This is a genomic window from Streptomyces sp. NPDC052773 (genome assembly GCF_044547145.1).
Lineage (GTDB): Bacteria > Actinomycetota > Actinomycetes > Streptomycetales > Streptomycetaceae > Streptomyces.
In genome coordinates this window covers 536,778-553,065 of record NZ_JBITZX010000001.1, presented here as the reverse complement: position 1 = coordinate 553,065, position 16,288 = coordinate 536,778, and the positions used below count along the sequence as shown (strand labels likewise).

At 70.9% G+C, this 16,288-nt stretch carries 14 protein-coding genes; 2 read left to right on the top strand and 12 right to left on the bottom strand.

Annotation, left to right across the window (positions count from 1 at the left end):
• Positions 1 to 79: 79 nt before the first annotated feature.
• From ACIG0D_RS02580 to ACIG0D_RS02565, 4 genes are all read right to left on the bottom strand, one after another.
• The gene (locus ACIG0D_RS02580) at positions 80 to 1,789 is read right to left on the bottom strand and encodes an LCP family protein (RefSeq protein ID WP_399795813.1); all 1,710 of its coding nucleotides are present in this window, start codon (positions 1,787 to 1,789) and stop codon (positions 80 to 82) included.
• Positions 1,790 to 1,805: 16 nt separating this feature from the next.
• Complete coding sequence (gene nadD, locus ACIG0D_RS02575; protein ID WP_365758839.1) at positions 1,806 to 2,456, bottom strand: nicotinate-nucleotide adenylyltransferase; 651 nt, start codon at positions 2,454 to 2,456, stop codon at positions 1,806 to 1,808.
• A 71-nt stretch (positions 2,457 to 2,527) separates the two neighbouring features.
• Positions 2,528 to 2,692, bottom strand: coding sequence for a hypothetical protein (locus tag ACIG0D_RS02570; RefSeq protein WP_086168791.1), 165 nt, complete (start codon positions 2,690 to 2,692; stop codon positions 2,528 to 2,530).
• A 110-nt stretch (positions 2,693 to 2,802) separates the two neighbouring features.
• Positions 2,803 to 2,952, bottom strand: a complete 150-nt coding sequence (locus ACIG0D_RS02565) for a hypothetical protein (protein ID WP_365758837.1) — start codon at positions 2,950 to 2,952, stop codon at positions 2,803 to 2,805.
• A 135-nt stretch (positions 2,953 to 3,087) separates the two neighbouring features.
• Here ACIG0D_RS02565 and ACIG0D_RS02560 point away from each other — a divergent pair, with 135 nt between their 5' ends.
• The gene (locus tag ACIG0D_RS02560) at positions 3,088 to 4,209 is read left to right on the top strand and encodes a M48 family metallopeptidase (protein WP_399795811.1); all 1,122 of its coding nucleotides are present in this window, start codon (positions 3,088 to 3,090) and stop codon (positions 4,207 to 4,209) included.
• On the opposite strand, the gene ACIG0D_RS02555 is transcribed toward ACIG0D_RS02560, so the two are convergent.
• The 5 genes from ACIG0D_RS02555 to proB form a co-directional block, all read right to left on the bottom strand.
• Complete coding sequence (locus ACIG0D_RS02555; protein WP_399795810.1) at positions 4,206 to 5,282, bottom strand: hypothetical protein; 1,077 nt, start codon at positions 5,280 to 5,282, stop codon at positions 4,206 to 4,208. The two genes, ACIG0D_RS02560 and ACIG0D_RS02555, sit on opposite strands and share 4 nt — an antisense overlap.
• Before the next feature lie 88 nt (positions 5,283 to 5,370).
• Positions 5,371 to 5,967, bottom strand: a complete 597-nt coding sequence (locus tag ACIG0D_RS02550) for a hypothetical protein (protein WP_399795808.1) — start codon at positions 5,965 to 5,967, stop codon at positions 5,371 to 5,373.
• A gap of 74 nt (positions 5,968 to 6,041) precedes the next feature.
• Positions 6,042 to 7,328, bottom strand: coding sequence for a glutamate-5-semialdehyde dehydrogenase (locus ACIG0D_RS02545; RefSeq protein WP_399795806.1), 1,287 nt, complete (start codon positions 7,326 to 7,328; stop codon positions 6,042 to 6,044).
• A 93-nt stretch (positions 7,329 to 7,421) separates the two neighbouring features.
• A complete protein-coding gene (locus ACIG0D_RS02540) occupies positions 7,422 to 7,892 on the bottom strand; it encodes a hypothetical protein (RefSeq protein WP_399795805.1) in 471 nt (156 codons plus the stop codon).
• Positions 7,893 to 8,096: 204 nt separating this feature from the next.
• Positions 8,097 to 9,203 carry a glutamate 5-kinase gene (gene proB / locus ACIG0D_RS02535; protein WP_399796342.1) on the bottom strand — a complete coding sequence of 369 codons (1,107 nt, stop codon included), beginning with the start codon at positions 9,201 to 9,203 and terminating at the stop codon, positions 8,097 to 8,099.
• 223 nt (positions 9,204 to 9,426) lie between these two features.
• Here proB and ACIG0D_RS02530 point away from each other — a divergent pair, with 223 nt between their 5' ends.
• The gene (locus ACIG0D_RS02530) at positions 9,427 to 10,839 is read left to right on the top strand and encodes a polysaccharide pyruvyl transferase family protein (RefSeq protein ID WP_399795803.1); all 1,413 of its coding nucleotides are present in this window, start codon (positions 9,427 to 9,429) and stop codon (positions 10,837 to 10,839) included.
• A 71-nt stretch (positions 10,840 to 10,910) separates the two neighbouring features.
• Here ACIG0D_RS02530 and ACIG0D_RS02525 read toward each other — a convergent pair whose 3' ends face one another.
• The 3 genes from ACIG0D_RS02525 to ACIG0D_RS02515 all read right to left on the bottom strand — a co-directional run bounded on the left by ACIG0D_RS02525 (position 10,911) and on the right by ACIG0D_RS02515 (position 16,029).
• Positions 10,911 to 12,137: a glycosyltransferase family 2 protein gene (locus ACIG0D_RS02525; RefSeq protein WP_399795801.1), complete on the bottom strand. Its 1,227-nt coding sequence runs from the start codon at positions 12,135 to 12,137 to the stop codon at positions 10,911 to 10,913.
• 188 nt (positions 12,138 to 12,325) lie between these two features.
• On the bottom strand, positions 12,326 to 14,380 hold the full coding sequence (locus ACIG0D_RS02520) for a hypothetical protein (RefSeq protein WP_399796341.1): 2,055 nt from the start codon (positions 14,378 to 14,380) through the stop codon (positions 12,326 to 12,328).
• A gap of 152 nt (positions 14,381 to 14,532) precedes the next feature.
• Complete coding sequence (locus tag ACIG0D_RS02515) at positions 14,533 to 16,029, bottom strand: D-ribitol-5-phosphate cytidylyltransferase (RefSeq protein ID WP_399795799.1); 1,497 nt, start codon at positions 16,027 to 16,029, stop codon at positions 14,533 to 14,535.
• Positions 16,030 to 16,288 lie beyond the last annotated feature (259 nt).

Here is a 16,288-nt window from a genome sequence, read left to right as displayed (position 1 = left end):
TCCGTCGGCGGTCGTTTGTCTTCCAGGGTCTCACGGCCGCCGACGGGGCCCCACGCCATTACGCGCGGCCCGCGCGGTGCTACGGCGCGTAGTCCCGGCCGAGGACGACCGACACGTTCGCATTGGAGGTCACCTCGCCCTGGGTGACGGCGCTCTCGGGCAGGCCGAGGGTCTTGGCGACCTCGGTGGCGCTCTGCTTGTCGGCGGCTTCGGCGTAGAGCACCTTGGAGGTGCTCTGGGCGGTCGCGGTGCCGCCGCCCAGGAAGGTGAAGCCGCCGTTGAGGAGGACCACGCGGGCCTTCTCGGTGTTGTCCTTCACTCCGCTGGCGTTGCGCACGGAGACGCGGACGGCGGCGTCCTGGTCGGGGCTCTTGGCGGTGCCGCCGAGGACGTCCTTGACGACGCTGTCACTGGCCTCCGCGGTCAGCGTGCCGTCGGTCTGGACGGGCAGCATCGCGGTCTTGTAGTCGCCGCTCTTGGCGAGGTCGGACAGGGCGGCGAGGAAGGTGCCGAGGTCCTTGTCGGTGAGCGACGGGTCGAGGATCTGCGCCAGCGTCTGGACGGTGGTCGTCGCGGCGTCGGGGTCCGAGGACATCTTGCGCAGCACGCCCTGCATGACCTGCCCGAACCGCTCCAGCTGGGCGTTGGGGGCCTCGCCGGGGGCGCGGTAGGTGGCGTAGGCGACGGCCATCTTGCCGCTGAGGGTCTGCTTCTCGCCCTGGTTGACCAGGGGCGCCTGGCCCTTCTTCTCGGCCTCCGGGTCGGGCACGTCGGTGTTCGTGTCGATCTCGATGTTGCCGACGAGGTCGACGAGGTTCTGCAGGTAGGGCGTGTCCAGGCGCCAGGTGCCCTGGATGGAGGTGCCGAGGACGGTGTCCAGGGCCTCGCGGGTGCCGGTGGAGCCGTCGTCCTCGACGGACTTGGCGAGGGTGGTGGTGGAGCCGTCGTCGCCGGTCAGGGCGAGGGAGTTGGGCAGCAGGACGGTGGTGCCCTGCTTGGTGGTGGTGTTGTCGACGAGCAGGGCGGTGGAGGTGCCGCCCTTCTTGGTGTCGTGCAGGTGGACGACGATCACGTCGCGCTTCTGGGCGCCGGCGGCGGCCGTGGTGCCGGTGGTGCCGTCGGAGGAGGACAGTCCGGGGAGCTTCCCGGCGTACCAGAGCCAGCCGACGCCGCCGGCCGCGAACAGGGCGAGGACGACGGCCAGGGCGATGAGCCGGCTGCGGGCGCGGCGGCGGGCCTCCTCGCGGCGCTCGGTGCGGTTCTCGGTGAACTTCAGCCAGTCGATGACGTCCTCGGAGTCGCCGTCTGGCTCCTCGACGAACGCGAACTGCTCGGTGCGGTAGTCGCGGTCGTCACGGTCGTCGTCCCGCGCGGGGGCGTCGCCGGCCGGCCCGGCGTCATCGGCCGGTCCGGCGTCATCGGCCGGTCCGGCCTGCTGCGGGATGTGGGCCGTCTGCTCGACGACCCGTGACTGGGGGGCGGCGGCCTGCCGGCCGTAGGCGTCGTAGCCGTCGTAGGAGCCGTACGGGGCCTCCTGACCGGTCCCGTAGGTGTCATAGGTGTCGTAGGTGTCGTACGACGGGGCCGGCGGCTGCTGGCCGGTGGTGTACGGGTCGTAGCCGTAGCCCTGGGGGGTCTGCGGGTAGCCCTGCTGGGGGGCCTGCTGCTGCCCGTACGGGTCGTACGGCTGCTGCTGCACCTGCTGGTACACGGGCCGGCCGTACTCGTCGTAGCCGACCAGCTGGTACTGGTCCTCGCCCCCGTAGCCCGCGTCGTATCGGTCGTTCACCGGTGCCCCTCTCGGCTCACTCGCCGCGGTAAAGCTCGCGCTTGGCGATGTAGCGCACGACTCCGTCGGGCACCAGATACCAGATGGGGTCCCCCTTGGCGACTCGCGCACGGCAGTCCGTGGACGAGATGGCGAGGGCGGGGACCTCGACGAGCGAGACGATGCCCTCGGGGAGTCCGGGGTCGTTCAGGTGGTGTCCCGGACGGGTGACCCCGATGAAGTGTGCCAGGGAGAACAGCTCCTCCGTGTCCCGCCAGGTGAGGATCTGGGCGAGGGCGTCGGCGCCGGTGATGAAGAACAGGTCCGTGTCGGGGTTGAGCGCGCGCAGATCGCGCAGGGTGTCCACGGTGTAGGTGGGGCCGCCGCGGTCGATGTCGATGCGGCTGACCGAGAACTGGGGGTTCTCGGCGGTCGCGATGACCGTCATGAGGTAGCGGTCCTCGGCCGGGGAGACGGTGCGGTGGCTCTTCTGCCACGGCTCACCGGTCGGCACGAAGACGACCTCGTCCAGGTGGAACTGCGCGGCGACCTCGCTCGCGGCCACCAGGTGGCCGTGGTGGATCGGGTCGAACGTTCCGCCCATGACGCCGAGGCGGCGCTTGCCGCCGCCGCGCGTGCCCTGCGGCGTGTCGTTCACCGGACCGGTAGGCATGTCCTGCTTCCCCATGCGTGCAGACCCTACCGGCCCGGCCTGAGTGCCCCGGCGGGCGGAGTCGGCCCCTTGTCCGCCGACGCCTGTCAGCGGTCGCGGTTGAAGCGGGTCGTCACCCACAGCAGCAGCATCAGGATGACGAAGGCGCCGCCCCCGGTGAGCAGCGGGCTGAGGCTTTCGTGGTTGCCGCCGTGCTCCCCGCCCTCGGAGGCGAGGGTGACCAGCTGGGCGGCGGTGGTGTGGAGGCTCATCTTCGTCAGGACCTATCGCGTGTGGGCGGGATAAAGATGTCGGCCCATCGTATGCGGGCGACTCCGCGGCGATCACCCCGACTCCGGTGTCGGGCAACCTTCCGGCGCGCTCAGTCGTCCTTCCGCCTGTACCCCCGGAGCAGGAACCAGGCGGTCAGCACGCACCCCACCAGCATCACGACCAGGACGACCCGGAGGAGATTCCCGGCCCCCTGCTGCTCGGCGGCCATGAGCCAGGCGGACGCGGCGTTGTACTCCATGACGTGGGGCTCCTTCGCTGTGCTGCCCGTCCACGGTAACTCCGCCTAGGCTGGGGCTTGCCTCGGGGGCACGGACCGGCCGGCGGTCCGGGCGCGCGCCCGGCCCCGGGCACACCGACGCACCTGGGGGACCCGATGTCCTACGACCACCCGCAGACCGGATCCGAGCAGCTGCCCGGCAGGCGGCGCCGGCGTTTCCCGGAGATCTCCTCCCGGGCCTACGAGCATCCGGCCGACCGCTCGGCGCTGGTGGCGCTGCGCCGGCTCAGCGGCTTCGACACCGTCTTCAAGGCGCTCAGCGGTCTGCTGCCGGAGCGGAGCCTGAGGCTGCTGTTCCTGTCCGACTCGGTGCGCGTCTCCGACCGGCAGTTCCCGCATCTGCACACGATGCTGAGGGACGCCTGCTACATCCTGGACCTGGAGAAGGTCCCGCCGATGTACGTCCAGCAGGACCCGCAGCCGAACGCGATGTGCGTCGGCATGGACGAGCCGGTCATCGTGGTCACCACCGGGCTGGTCGAGCTGCTGGACGAGGAGGAGATGCGGGCGGTGATCGGCCACGAGGTCGGCCACGCCCTGTCCGGGCACTCCGTCTACCGCACGATCCTGCTGTTCCTGACGAACCTGGCCCTGCGGGTGGCGTGGATCCCGCTCGGCAACATGGCGGTCATGGCGATCGTGACCGCGCTGCGCGAGTGGTTCCGCAAGTCGGAGCTGTCCGCGGACCGCGCGGGCCTGCTGGTGGGGCAGGACCTGCACGCCTCGCTGCGCGGTCTGATGAAGCTGGCGGGCGGCAACCATCTGCACGAGATGAACGTGGACGCGTTCCTGGAGCAGGCCGACGAGTACGAGTCGGCCGGCGACCTGCGCGACTCGGTGCTGAAGATCCTGAACGTGCTGCCGCGCTCCCACCCCTTCGCCACGGTCCGCGCGGCCGAGCTGAAGAAGTGGGCGGCCTCCCGGGACTACCAGCGGATCATGGACGGCCACTACCCGAAGCGCGGCGAGGACAAGGAGACCAAGATCTCGGAGTCGCTGCGCGAGTCGGCGGCGCACTACGCCTCGGAGGTGCGCGGCTCGAAGGACCCGCTGATGAAGCTGGTCACGGACATCGCCGGGGGCGCCGGGGAGCTGGGCGACCGGATGCGGCGCGGCTGGGGCGGCTTCACGGGCACGCCGCCGCGCACGGACCGCCCCTCGGGGGCGCGCACGGACCCGCCGTCCGGGGACACGCCAGAAAGCGGCAAGGAGGACTAGACCCTCGGCTGGGCACTGTCCGCCAGCGTGCCGCACAGGGCCGGGGCGCCGTCGAGGGCGTACGGGTCGGTACCGGCCGGGCCGCCCTCCTCGGCGGTCTGGCCGGCGAGCAGCGGGCGCAGCCGTACGGTGGCGTCCTCGGAGCAGGAGAGCGGTCCGGCCTGGAGCCGGGACCCGATCACCTGGGCCTGGTGGAGCCGGAGGTCGTCGCGGTCGAAGCGGAAGTGCAGCTCGCGGCGGACGATGAACAGGGACGCCTCGGCGGCGGCGCCGGCCCCGGGTGGTCGCAGCGCGTACACGAAGGTGTGGTCGGAGGTGACCTCCAGAGTGGACGCGTCGGCCTCCTCGGCCCGCAGGCTGCCGTGGACGCGGATCCCCGGGTCGGCCAGTTCGGCGGCGGCCGGGTCGAAGCGGACCAGCCAGCCGGTCGGGGCGTGCCGTCCGTCGGCGGCCGGCTGGTCGAAGCTGCGGTCGAACTGGTGGAGCTGGTCGGGGTCGAGGAGCACCCGCACGGGCCGGACCTGGCCGCCGGTGATCACCTCGGGGTAGAGCGAGGAGCGGACGACGTAGTCCTTGGCGGTGCTGAGGGCGGTGAGCACCTGGCCGTCGGAGAAGTGCTCGGTGCGCCGGGCGGCGGGCAGCGGGATGCCCTCGGCGCCGACGCGGAACCCGGCGGCGGGACTCGCCTCGTACAGCCGTTCGACGTCGGTGGTGCCGGGGACGGCGCCGCGCGGGGCGAGCGGGACGACGGACATCCGCAGCGGTTCCACGGCGGGCGTCCCGGCGGTCCGCGTGGCCGGGTAGGGGTGGCGTACGCCCATGTAGATCGCGGTGCCGAAGGCGACGGCGATCAGCAGGACCAGGATCAGGGCCTGCCGGGGCAGCCTGCGGCGTGCCGGGGGGAGGCGGCGGACGGCGGGCGCGTGGGCGGCCAGCCGCTCCCGCGCCGAGGACTCCTGGAGGCGGGCAGCACGGACGAACGACTCGTCGAACACGACGGATCGGTACTCGTCGTCCGCACCGTTGGGGGCTCCGTCGGGTGTCCCCTCGGGTGGGTCACCAGGCCCGCCCATATCTTCAGGGTAGGTCTCCCGGCAGCGCGGTAAACGCACCGTCACCGGACAACTTCCGACAGGCACTCACCCGCTGAAAGAGCCCTCGTCAGGGGCTGCGCGGGACGGCGGGGACGGCCGGCCGGGAGTAGTCCGCGGAGGCCGAGGGGCCGGCCGTGCCGCCCTGCTCCAGGCCGGTCGAGGCGGGCGGCGGCACCTGGTCCTGGCGGCTCGAGGAGGCGCTGCGGTAGACGGCGGCGAAGGCCAGGGCGACCATGCCGACGCCCATCACCAGGGCGAGCAGCCAGGCGACGGGGCGGTGCCAGCGGCCGTGCCTGCCGTAGGTGCCGGCGTGCGGGCCGTCGAGGAGGTCGGTATCGTCCAGGCCGTCGAGGTCCGGATCATGACCGAAAGCGCCCGGCTCGTCACCGCCGTACCCGTCGTCGTAGCGCTCGCCGCGGCCGTGGGTGCGGCGGGCCTCCGCCTCGGAGGCCTCCGCTCTGGCCTGGGCCGCGGCCAGGAGGCGCTCCACGGCGGTCGGCTCGTGCACCACGGCCGCGCGTACGAAGGCCTCGTCGAAGACCACGGAGGCGAACTCTTCGTCCGACACCCCGCGGTCGTGGTCGTCGTCGGGCTCCCAGCCGTCACGGAACGGCGAACCCCCCACGTCCTCCGGCACGGAACCAGAGTAGACCTGGGGGGTCAATTTGGGCAGACGGTATGGAAATTCATCCCCCTGCCGGATCGCGTGCGGGGCGGCGCACGCCGGGGTCGTGCGCCTCAGCGCCGTACGTGCCCGTCGCCGGTGACGATGTACTTCGTGCTGGTCAGCTCGGGCAGGCCCATGGGGCCGCGGGCGTGCAGCTTCTGCGTGGAGATGCCGATCTCGGCGCCGAACCCGAACTGGCCGCCGTCGGTGAACCGGGTGGAGGCGTTCACGGCGACCGTGGTGGAGTCGACCAGCTGGGTGAACCGGCGGGCCGCCTGCTGCGAGGTGGTGACGATGGCCTCGGTGTGCCCGGAGGTCCACAGCCGGATGTGCTCCACGGCCTTGTCGAGGGAGTCGACGACCGCCGCGGCGATGTCGTACGACAGGTACTCGGTCTCCCAGTCCTCCGGCGTGGCCTCGACCACCGCCGCCTTGGAGTCCTTGGCGTACGCCATCACCCGCTCGTCGGCGTGCACGGTGACCCCGGCGTCCGCGAGGGCGTCCAGGGCGCGCGGCAGGAACTCGGCGGCGATGTCCTGGTGGACCAGCAGGGTCTCGGCGGCGTTGCAGACGCCGACCCGCTGGGCCTTGGAGTTGATCAGGATCTCGACGGCCATGTCGAGGTCGGCCTGCGCGTCGATGTAGACGTGGCAGTTGCCGGTGCCGGTCTCGATGACCGGGACGGTGGACTCCTGGACGACCGTGTTGATCAGGGAGGCGCCGCCGCGCGGGATGAGGACGTCGACCAGGCCGCGGGCCCGCATCAGCTCGCGCACGCTGTCGCGGCTCTCGCCGGGGACCAGCTGGATGGCGTCGGCGGGCAGCCCGGCGCCGCCCACGGCGTCGCGCAGCACGCGGACCAGAGCGGTGTTCGACCGGTACGCCGAGGACGAGCCGCGCAGAAGCACCGCGTTGCCGGACTTCAGGCACAGGGCGGCGGCGTCGACCGTCACGTTCGGGCGGCCCTCGTAGATGATCCCGACGACGCCGAGCGGCACCCGGATCTGGCGCAGGTCGATGCCGTTGGGCAGGGTCCCGCCGCGCACCACCTCGCCGACCGGGTCGGGCAGCGCGGCCACGTCGCGCACGTCGGAGGCGATGGCGCGGACCCGCTCCGGGGTGAGCGTGAGCCGGTCGATCATGCCCTCGCTGGTGCCGTTCTCCCGGGCCTTGGCCACGTCCTGGGCGTTGGCCTCGACGATCTCGCTCGTCCGGACCTCCAGCGCGTCCGCGATGGCGAGCAGCGCGTCGTCCTTCACGGACCGCGGCAGCGGCGCGAGGTCGGCGGCGGCGGCCTTGGCGCGGTAGGCGGCCTGGGTGACCGGGGACATCGAGTCGTACGGCGAGAGCGTGGTCATGAGGGAAGGGTAGTGCGCCGGACCGGCCGGTTCCTCGCCCGTTCCACACCCCGAGACGGGATCGGAGCGCCCCTGAGACGTGAGCAAAGGGGGTCAGAACGGGTGGACTCCGACCGGGCTCGCCGGGGGCGGGCCGTAGCCCTCGGCGATCCGCTGGTGGTAGGTGGCCCGGTCGATGACTTCCAGGCCGACGATCTCCCAGGGCGGCAGCCCGGCGGACTGCCGGTGCTCGCCCCACAGGCGCAGCGCCACGGCCGCCGCGTCGTGCAGGTCGCGGGCCTCTTCCCAGTAGCGGATCTCGGCGTGGTCCACGGCGTACCGGCTGGTCAGCAGGAAGGGGTGGTCGTGGGCGAGCTGTTCCAGGGCGCGCCGGACCTCGGTCAGCGGGGCGGCCGCGCCGGAGACGCTGAGGGTGACGTGCCACAGCCGGGGCAGGTCGGCGGGCTCCTCGCCCTCGAAGCGGTCCCCGGCCGCCACGCTGGTCAGCGGAGCCCGGTCCGCACCGGCCGAGCGGGAGCCGGCACCACCGCGGGACGCCGTCGCCCCAGGGCGTACTCGTCTCACGACGGCCTCCTTCACACGTGACGGAACTGCCCCCTCGACACAAAGTTGAGCAGTCCGCGAGTGATCGTGTGGCACTTTTACGGAACGTCCACCGCCCGAGGCGGACGATTCACCGCAATCCGGCCGCCCGTACGGATGTCTTTACGCTTCGTGCGGATGCGGTCACGGAACCGCCGGGGTGTCGTCAGGTGCCGTCAGGTGCCGTCAGGGATGCAGGAGGACGAGGTCGTCCCGGTGGACGACCTCGCGCTCGTATCCCGGGCCCAGCTCGCGGGCCAGCTCCCGGGTCGAGCGGCCGATCAGCCGGGGGATCTCCTTGGCGTCGAAGTTGACGAGCCCGCGCGCCACCGCGCGCCCGGCGCCGTCGCGCAGCTCCACCGGATCGCCGGCGCTGAAGTCGCCCTCGACGCCGGCGATCCCGGCGGGCAGCAGCGACTTGCGGCGCTCCACGACGGCCCGCACCGCCCCGTCGTCCAGGGTCAGCGCGCCCTGCGGGGTGGAGGCGTGCTGGAGCCACAGCAGCCGGTCGGCGGAGCGCTTGCCGGTGGGGTGGAAGTACGTGCCGGTGTCCTGGCCGGTGAGCGCGTCGGCCGCGTGGATCGCGCTGGTCAGCACCACCGGGATACCCGCGGCGGCGGCGATCCGGGCGGCCTCGACCTTGGTCACCATGCCGCCGGTGCCGACCCCGGCCTTTCCGGCGCTGCCGATCTCCACGTCCGCGAGGTCCTCGGGCCCGCGCACCTCCGCTATCCGCGAGGTGCCGGGCTTGCCAGGGTCGCCGTCGTAGACGCCGTCCACGTCGGAGAGCAGGACGAGCAGGTCGGCGTGGACGAGATGGGCGACGAGGGCGGCGAGCCGGTCGTTGTCGCCGAAGCGGATCTCGTCGGTGGCGACCGTGTCGTTCTCGTTCACGATCGGGAAGGCGCCCATCGCGAGCAGTTTGTCGAGGGTGCGGGAGGCGTTGCGGTGGTGGGCCCGGCGACTCATGTCGTCGCTGGTCAGCAGCACCTGGCCGACGCGGACGCCGTAGCGGGCGAAGGAGGCGGTGTAGCGGGCCACCAGGAGGCCCTGGCCGACGCTGGCGGCGGCCTGCTGGCGGGCCAGGTCCTTGGGGCGGCGGCGCAGCCCCAGCGGGGCGAGCCCGGCGGCGATGGCACCGGAGGAGACCAGCACGATCTCCTTCTCCCCTCCGCTGCGGACCTTCGCCAGGACGTCGACGAGCGCGTCCACCCGGTCGGCGTCCAGTCCGCCCGAGGCGGTGGTCAGCGACGAGGAACCCACCTTGACGACGATCCTGCGGGCCTCGCGCACGGCCTGCCTTGCCCCTGCCACCTTGCTGTCTGTCCCCTCGCGTAGGTTCGGCTGCCCCGCCCGGCAATCTACGCGAAGCGGGTCGGCCCCCGCGCACCGGTCCAGCAGACGGACGTGCGGCCGGGGACGGTCCGTGAGGCGGCGCTCACGTCCCGCGTACGACAAAAAGGTTGTACTGGTTGCTTATAGAAATTGATGATTCCGCAAACATAAGTTGAATACCGTGCCAGTAGTAGAAGACCGCCCGCAGCGCCCCCGGCGCATCCTCCTCCGATCGGGGAAGAGCCCGTACGAAGCCCTCTCCATCGAGGAGGCCATCGACCGGAACGTCATCGCGACGAACTCCGGGAACCTGATCTTCAGCGACGCCTCCCACAAGATCCTCGAGACACCCGGGACCGAGGTCGTCTCCAACGGCATGCGGATGGCGGCGTCCGAGGCCGCGCGGATCAACGAGGAGTACGACGCCTTCGTCGTGCCGCTCGCCAACGCGTTCCGCCCCTCCTGGGAGAACGGGCTGAAGCAGCTCACCCGGCTGATCAGCAGGCTGAAGATCCCCGTGGTGGTCCTGGGCGTCGGCGCGCAGGCCGGGCTGAACTACAACACCGCGCGGCTCAAGCCCCTGGAGCCCGTGGTCCGTGAGTTCGTCTCGGCGGTGCTCGACCGCAGCGCGTCGATCGGGGTGCGCGGCGAGTTCACCGAGCAGTACCTCAAGGACCTGGGCTTCCGGGACGTCGAGGTCATCGGCTGCCCGTCGCTGTTCCTGTACGGCAAGGACCTCGACGTCCGCAAGCGGGTGCCGGAGCTGACGCCCGAGTCCCGGGTCGCGATCAACGGCTCGCACAGCGCGGTGAAGTCCCAGGGCCTGGACAAGGTCATCGCCCGCACCCACGCCCGCTATCCGCACCTGCGGTTCATCGGGCAGAACCTCAGCGACGCCCGGCAGCTGCACTGGCGGGACCTGTCCGACCCGAACGCCCTGGTGACGGCGATGCCGACGCATCCCGACCACCCGATGTACCGGGAGGACAAGGTGCGGGTCTACATCGACCCGGTCACCTGGATCGACGATCTGCGCGGGTTCGACTTCTCCTTCGGCTCCCGGATCCACGGCAACATCGCCGCGCTGCTCGCGGGGACGCCGGCGACCGTGCTGTGCGCGGACTCCCGGACGCTGGAGCTGTGCCGGTACTTCGAGATCCCGCACCGGCGGATCGACAAGCTCCCGGCGGACCTGGACCCGGCGACGCTGTACGAGGAGGCAAACTTCGGGCCGCTGCTGAACGGCCATCAGGAGCGGTTCGACCGGTTCACGGCGTTCCTCACCCGCAACGGCCTGGAGAACACCTTCACCCACGGCGACGGCGGCGCGGCCTTCGACGCCCGGATGGGCGCGCTCTCCTTCCCGCCCGGCATCCGCCCGTGGAACGACGCGGATCCGGCCGCGCTCGGCGCCCGCTTCGGCTGGCTGCAGAGCCGTATGGCCGAACTGGCCACGGAGAACGCCCGGTTGAAGAAGGACCTGGCCAAGGCCGGCGGCAAGGCGACCGCGACCGGCGCCACCTCCGTCTACCGGCGGGCCCGCCGGGTGGTGGGCCGCCCGCTGCGGCGGGCGCTGGGGGCGGGGCGCGGCTGACCCCCCGCGGTGTGAACGGCGGCAGGGCCGGCCCCGCGACGCGGGAGGCCGGCCCTGCCGCCGTCGCGGTGCTAGACGGCCGCCGTCTTCTTCCCGCCCGGGCGGCGTGAACCGCGGACGATCCGGCGGGCCTTGCGGAGCGCGCGGTGGAAGAGGGAGGCGGTGGCGGTGGGTTCGCGGTAGCCCTGGTAGGCGCGGGCCTCGCGGGGCTCGGCCAGGTAGAGGGAGTCGGGGAGGCCGGTGTCGCGGTCGCGGAAGTACGGGTAGACCAGGTAGACGCGGCGGCCCTTGTTCTCCAGGACGGCCGGGACCTGCTTCTTGGACTTGAGGAACTCCAGCATGCCCACCAGGAGGTCGGGCCGCTGCTCGGCCACCATGTGCAGCCGCAGCCGCTCCTCGACCTTGAGGCGGCGGGCGACGCTCTCCGTCCAGTAGGCGTCCATGAGCGGCTTGGCCAGCTCGAACTTGTGCCGCCGTATCTCCTCGCCGTCCTTGAGGAACTTCTGCCCGAACTGCGGCAGCAGCGTGATGAGGAACGGCCGCACCATCAGCGTGTCGCGGCGCTCGCCCGCCGGCACCATGTCGGCGATCAGCTTCATCAGGGCGCGGGCGGAGTCGAAGCGCAGGGTGTAGCTGCCGGTCTTGGTGACGTGCTTGCCGTCCTCGCGGCCCACCAGGTAGTAGCAGGTGTAGTCGGCGATGACGGAGACGCCGTTCGCCCGCAGATACGCCTCCATGGTGAACAGGGCGTCCTCACCGGTCCACAGCGACTCGTCGAACCGCATGTCGTGCCGGGTCAGCAACTCCCGCCGGAACAGCTTCTGCGCGCTGAGCGTGAACTTGATGTTGGACGAGAAGACGTCGGTGCGCTCCAGCGTCTTGCCCCACATCGACTTCGGCGCCGTGCGGTTGACGCCCTCGACGCGACCGAGGACCACGTCCGTGCCGTTGCGGTCGGCCATGGCGACCATCCGCTCCAGCGCCTCGGGGCCGAGCCGGTCGTCGGCGTCGAGGAAGAACACATACCGCCCGGACGCCTTGGCGAGACCGACGTTGCGCGGGCCGCTGGGCCCGCCGGAGTTCTCCTGGTGGATCACGGTGACCGGCATGGGCGCGCGGGCGGCGAACTCCTCCAGACACTCCCCCGTGCCGTCGGTGGAGCCGTCGTCCACCGCGATGACCTCCATGCGTGCCGGGTCGATGGTCTGTGCCTCGACGGACGCGAGGCATTCGACCAGGTACGGCATGGCTTCGTACGCCCCGATGATCAAGCTGACATCAGGCTGCGTCACGGGCACATTTCCCCCTCGTCAACGGGAAATTCCTCCCGTATCTCCTTATTAGCTACCTGGTAGACGGATGGCGTCGGCAAGCGGTTGCCCCACATCCACCCTCTCGTGACCCACCTCACAGTGCGTGGGCCATGAAACGGGTTCGGCCCCCGAGGGCATTCCCCCGGGGGCCGATCAGTGTGAAAGCGGCGGTCTCAGCCGGCCGTCACGCCGTCCGTCTCACCACTGGTCGCCACCCGCTGCCCGGGCACCGCCTCCTTGAGCAGCCGCGTCTGCTGGCCGAGGTTGCGTGTCTCGGACTTCAGCGCGAGGTTCGCCACCGCGGTGTTGAACTGGACGATGGACTTCGGCTCGTCCGGGCCCAGCAGGTACTGCTTCAGCTCCTTGCGGTCCTCCGCCAGCGGGTCGGCGGCCGGGTCGCGCACCGCGTCCAGCAGCCCGCCCAGCTCGGCGGCGCTGTTGGAGAGGATCACCGCGGCGCGCACCGCGGTGTTCTGCCGCTTGAACTCCTCGACGCCGACCTCGGCGCTGTCCGTGACGGCGTACGGCTTGCCGCTGGCGATGAAGTCGGAGACCACCGACGAGATGTCGGAGACCATCGCGTCGGAGACGTTGAAGCAGTCGTACAGCCGCGGCTCGGCGCCGGTGATGACCCGGTGCTCCCAGCTCGGGAACGCCCGCCAGTAGGCGTCGTTCCACTCGGCGCGCAGCCGGGCGATCTCCTGGAACTTCGCGACGTCGACGATGCCGTCGCGGGTCGCCTCGGCCTCGTCGCGCTTCTCGCCGCCACGGCCCGTCAGCTCGGCGAGGCGGGCCTCGATCCGGGCCAGCTCGGCCTTCGCGGCGGCCTGGGCGGCGCTGTCGACGGTGAACCGGGGGTCGGCGGCGCGCTCGGCGGCGGCCTTCTCGACCAGGGCGGCGATGCGCTGGTGGGCGGCCTTGGCGTCCTTGCTGACGGTGCCGGTGAACGGGTGCGGCTTGTACAGCACACGGACCGGCGGGTCGGCCGTGATCAGCCGGTTCACGATGTTCTCGCCGGCGAGCACGATCGAGGTGTTGCCGGGGTTGCCGTCCCAGCCCTCCCAGGTGGGCGCGTACAGCACGGTCGGGATACGGCCCTCGGGGACACCCCGCCAGGGCTGGATCGGCGCCAGCTGCGGGCGGCCGACCTCGACGATGTCCTCGTCGCGGACACCGACGTCGGCGATGGCGTAGCGGTCGCGGCCGGCCCGGCCGGCGGTCCACACCTCGTCGTAGACCTTGCTGAACGGGTTGACGCTTGCCAGCTTGTCGCTGTCACCGTGGCCGATGAAGACGTGCTTCATGGTGGGCACGCGCAGCATGTGGATGTTCTTGCCGACGTTCGCCGCGTAGAGCGCGACGCGCACCGTGGACAGGTCCATGTTCATCAGGTGCACCCCTCCGGGCACGCAGATGACGGGGACCGTGGTGGGCGCCATGCGGTCGAGGATGGTCCGCTCGCGCAGGATGATCAGCGGCTTGGAGTCCAGGTTCTCCATGGTCTCCAGCCACATGTTGACCTGGTACGCGGAGTCCTTGGAGCCGGAGAAGTACAGCACCGTCTCCGGGCGGTACTCGCGCAGCCAGTCGTCGACGGCGGCCAGCACGGTCTCGGCGCGCGGCGGGATCTTCCGGCCGCGGACGTACGGCGCGAGCACGAGGACGTAGCCGACGCCCAGCACCAGGGTGAGGCCGACGCCGGCGAACCCGGCGGCGGGCACGTCGAAGGCGGCGGCGACCAGCACGCCGACGACCGCGGCGAGGTCCAGGTGGAGCATCTTCTCCGCGGAGCGGTGCAGCAGCTTGCGCGGCGGGGCGTCCGGGATGCGGATGCGGGACTTCAGGTCGACGTTGCGGGTGGCGACCGGCATCCGGCGGCGGCTGCGGATCAGGGTGACCAGGGCGCCGTGCGGGGCCTGGAGGCCGTAGAAGGCGATGAAGCAGGCGACCGCGCCGTAGAAGATCAGGTCGTCCGAGAGCGACAGCCGGGCCAGCAGCAGGATCAGCAGCAGCTGCCGGATCAGGAAGCGGATCGACAGGCCCGCGCGCACCTTGCTGAGGCGGTTGATCAGGTAGCTGCCCTTGCGGTGCAGATAGTGGTCCGCCAGGTACGTCACGGCTGCCGCGGCCGCGAAGGCGGGGACGCTCGGGACGAGCGCGGCCAGCATGAGCGCCGGGAAACCCAGCAGCACCAGGACCGCCGCGGCCAGCTCGGCCGCGCTGCCCACCCGGGCGACGCGTATAGCGGTGGAAATCACGGAGAAAAACCTGCTCTGGGAGGGGATGCCGGTTTTGTCGACTACGGATTCAGGCCTCTGTGAATGCTCCGCTAATGGAAGCGCACAGAGGCCTGAATTCCGCACCTATTTACTGATGAATGTTACATGCCGCTCTGACGGTCGAGGACCGAGGCCAGCGCCTGCTCGAAGCCGGAGGCCTTGCCGGCGGCGGCCGTCGGGTCCTGCTGGCGGACGTCGATGACATGGCCGGTCAGCTCGGACAGCAGCACGTCGAGCGAGGTACGGGCCACGGCCTCGGAGGAGAGCAGGCTGCCCGCGGGCTCCTGGCCGAAGGCCTTGGTGCGCATCGGCGTCGCGGTGCGCTCGGGGTTGATGCAGTTGACGCGGATGCCGTCGGCGGCCCACTCGTCGGAGAGCGCCTGGGTGAGGTTCACCATGGCGGCCTTGGTGGAGGAGTAGAGGCTGTACTCGGCGCGGCCGCGGGTGTAGCTGCTGGAGGTGTACAGCAGCAGCTGGCCCTTGGTCTCCGCCAGGTACTTGTACGAGGAGCGGGCGATCTGCACCGGGGCCAGGTAGTTGACCTTCAGCGCCTCCTCGATGGTGGCGTTGTCGGTCTCGGCCAGCTTGCCGATGCGCAGCACGCCGGCGGTGTTGACGACGTAGTCGATCCGGCCGGTCTCCGCGTACGCCTTGGACAGCGCGTCGTCGACCTCCTCCGGGTTCTCCACGTGGGTGCCGGTGGTGGAGCGGCCGAGGGCGTAGACCGTCGCGCCGTAGGACTCGGCGAGTTCGGCGATGTCCTTGCCGATGCCGTAGGAGCCGCCGAAGATCACGACGGTCTTGCCGGTCAGCAGCTCGCGGTAGGCCTCCTCGCCGTTCTGCTCGGGCGCGGCGGTGGAGGCGAGCTGGAAGAGCTTGTCGGCGATGAAGACGTCGACGGGCTGGGTGACCTTCATGTTGTACTCGTCACCCGCGACGACGTGGATCGGCACGTCCGGCAGGTACTTGAGCACGACCGAGCAGTCGTCCGTCGCCTGGAAGTTGGGGTCGCCGGCCGCGACCTCGTAGGCCCGCTTGATGGTGGACAGCTTGAAGGCCTGCGGCGTCTGGCCGCGGCGCAGCCGGGAGCGGTCCGGGATCTCGGTGATGAACTCGCCGTCCTCACCGTGGGTGCGGGTCACGATGATGGTGTCCGCGGACGGGATGGCGACGTCGACGGCCTGGTAGCGCTCCAGGGCGGCGACGCAGTCGTCGATGACGCGCTGGGAGAGCAGCGGGCGGACGGCGTCGTGGAAGAGGACGTTCAGGTCCTCGCCCTCGGCCAGGCCCTCGCCGAGCGCGGCGATGGCGCGCTCGGTGGTCTCGTTCCGCGTCGAGCCGCCCTCGATGATCTTCGTTACCTTGGTGAACCCGGCCTTGGCGACGATCTTCTCGATGTCCGGCACGTAGCCCGGCGCCATCAGGACGATGATGTCGTCGATGGAGTCGGCCTTCTCGAAGGTGGTCAGGGTGTGCTCGATGACTGCCTTGCCGGCGATCTTCAGCAGCTGCTTGGGGATCGACAGACCCACACGCTGACCGGTTCCACCGGCCAGGATCACTGCGGTGGTACGGGGCTTGGCTATGTGCTGGGACACAGGTGACCTACCTTGTGGCGACTGGGAACCTGGAAATGCTCCCACTTGTGGTTACCGCGATGCAAGGTGAGCGACCGCTGCCGCATATGTGCGCGCAACCTGTCATTTACCTTGTACGCATGGTGATTGGCGAGTGGTTCCCGCGCAGGGGTCCACGGTCCGCGAATTTGCTGTGAGTAAGTACACAGCCGCCACCACGGATCTTCACAACTGCTCCCCGGCAGCCGCTTTGGCGCGGAATTCGAGATCAAGATTGCGC

Excerpts from the sequence above, each read along its gene's own strand:
- nadD (WP_365758839.1), bottom strand. The coding sequence starts at position 2,456 with ATGGGGAAGCAGGACATGCCTACCGGTCCGGTGAACGACACGCCGCAG.
- ACIG0D_RS02570 (WP_086168791.1), bottom strand. The coding sequence starts at position 2,692 with ATGAGCCTCCACACCACCGCCGCCCAGCTGGTCACCCTCGCCTCCGAG.
- ACIG0D_RS02565 (WP_365758837.1), bottom strand. The coding sequence starts at position 2,952 with ATGGAGTACAACGCCGCGTCCGCCTGGCTCATGGCCGCCGAGCAGCAG.
- ACIG0D_RS02560 (WP_399795811.1), top strand. The coding sequence starts at position 3,088 with ATGTCCTACGACCACCCGCAGACCGGATCCGAGCAGCTGCCCGGCAGG.
- ACIG0D_RS02555 (WP_399795810.1), bottom strand. The coding sequence starts at position 5,282 with ATGGGCGGGCCTGGTGACCCACCCGAGGGGACACCCGACGGAGCCCCC.
- ACIG0D_RS02545 (WP_399795806.1), bottom strand. The coding sequence starts at position 7,328 with ATGACCACGCTCTCGCCGTACGACTCGATGTCCCCGGTCACCCAGGCC.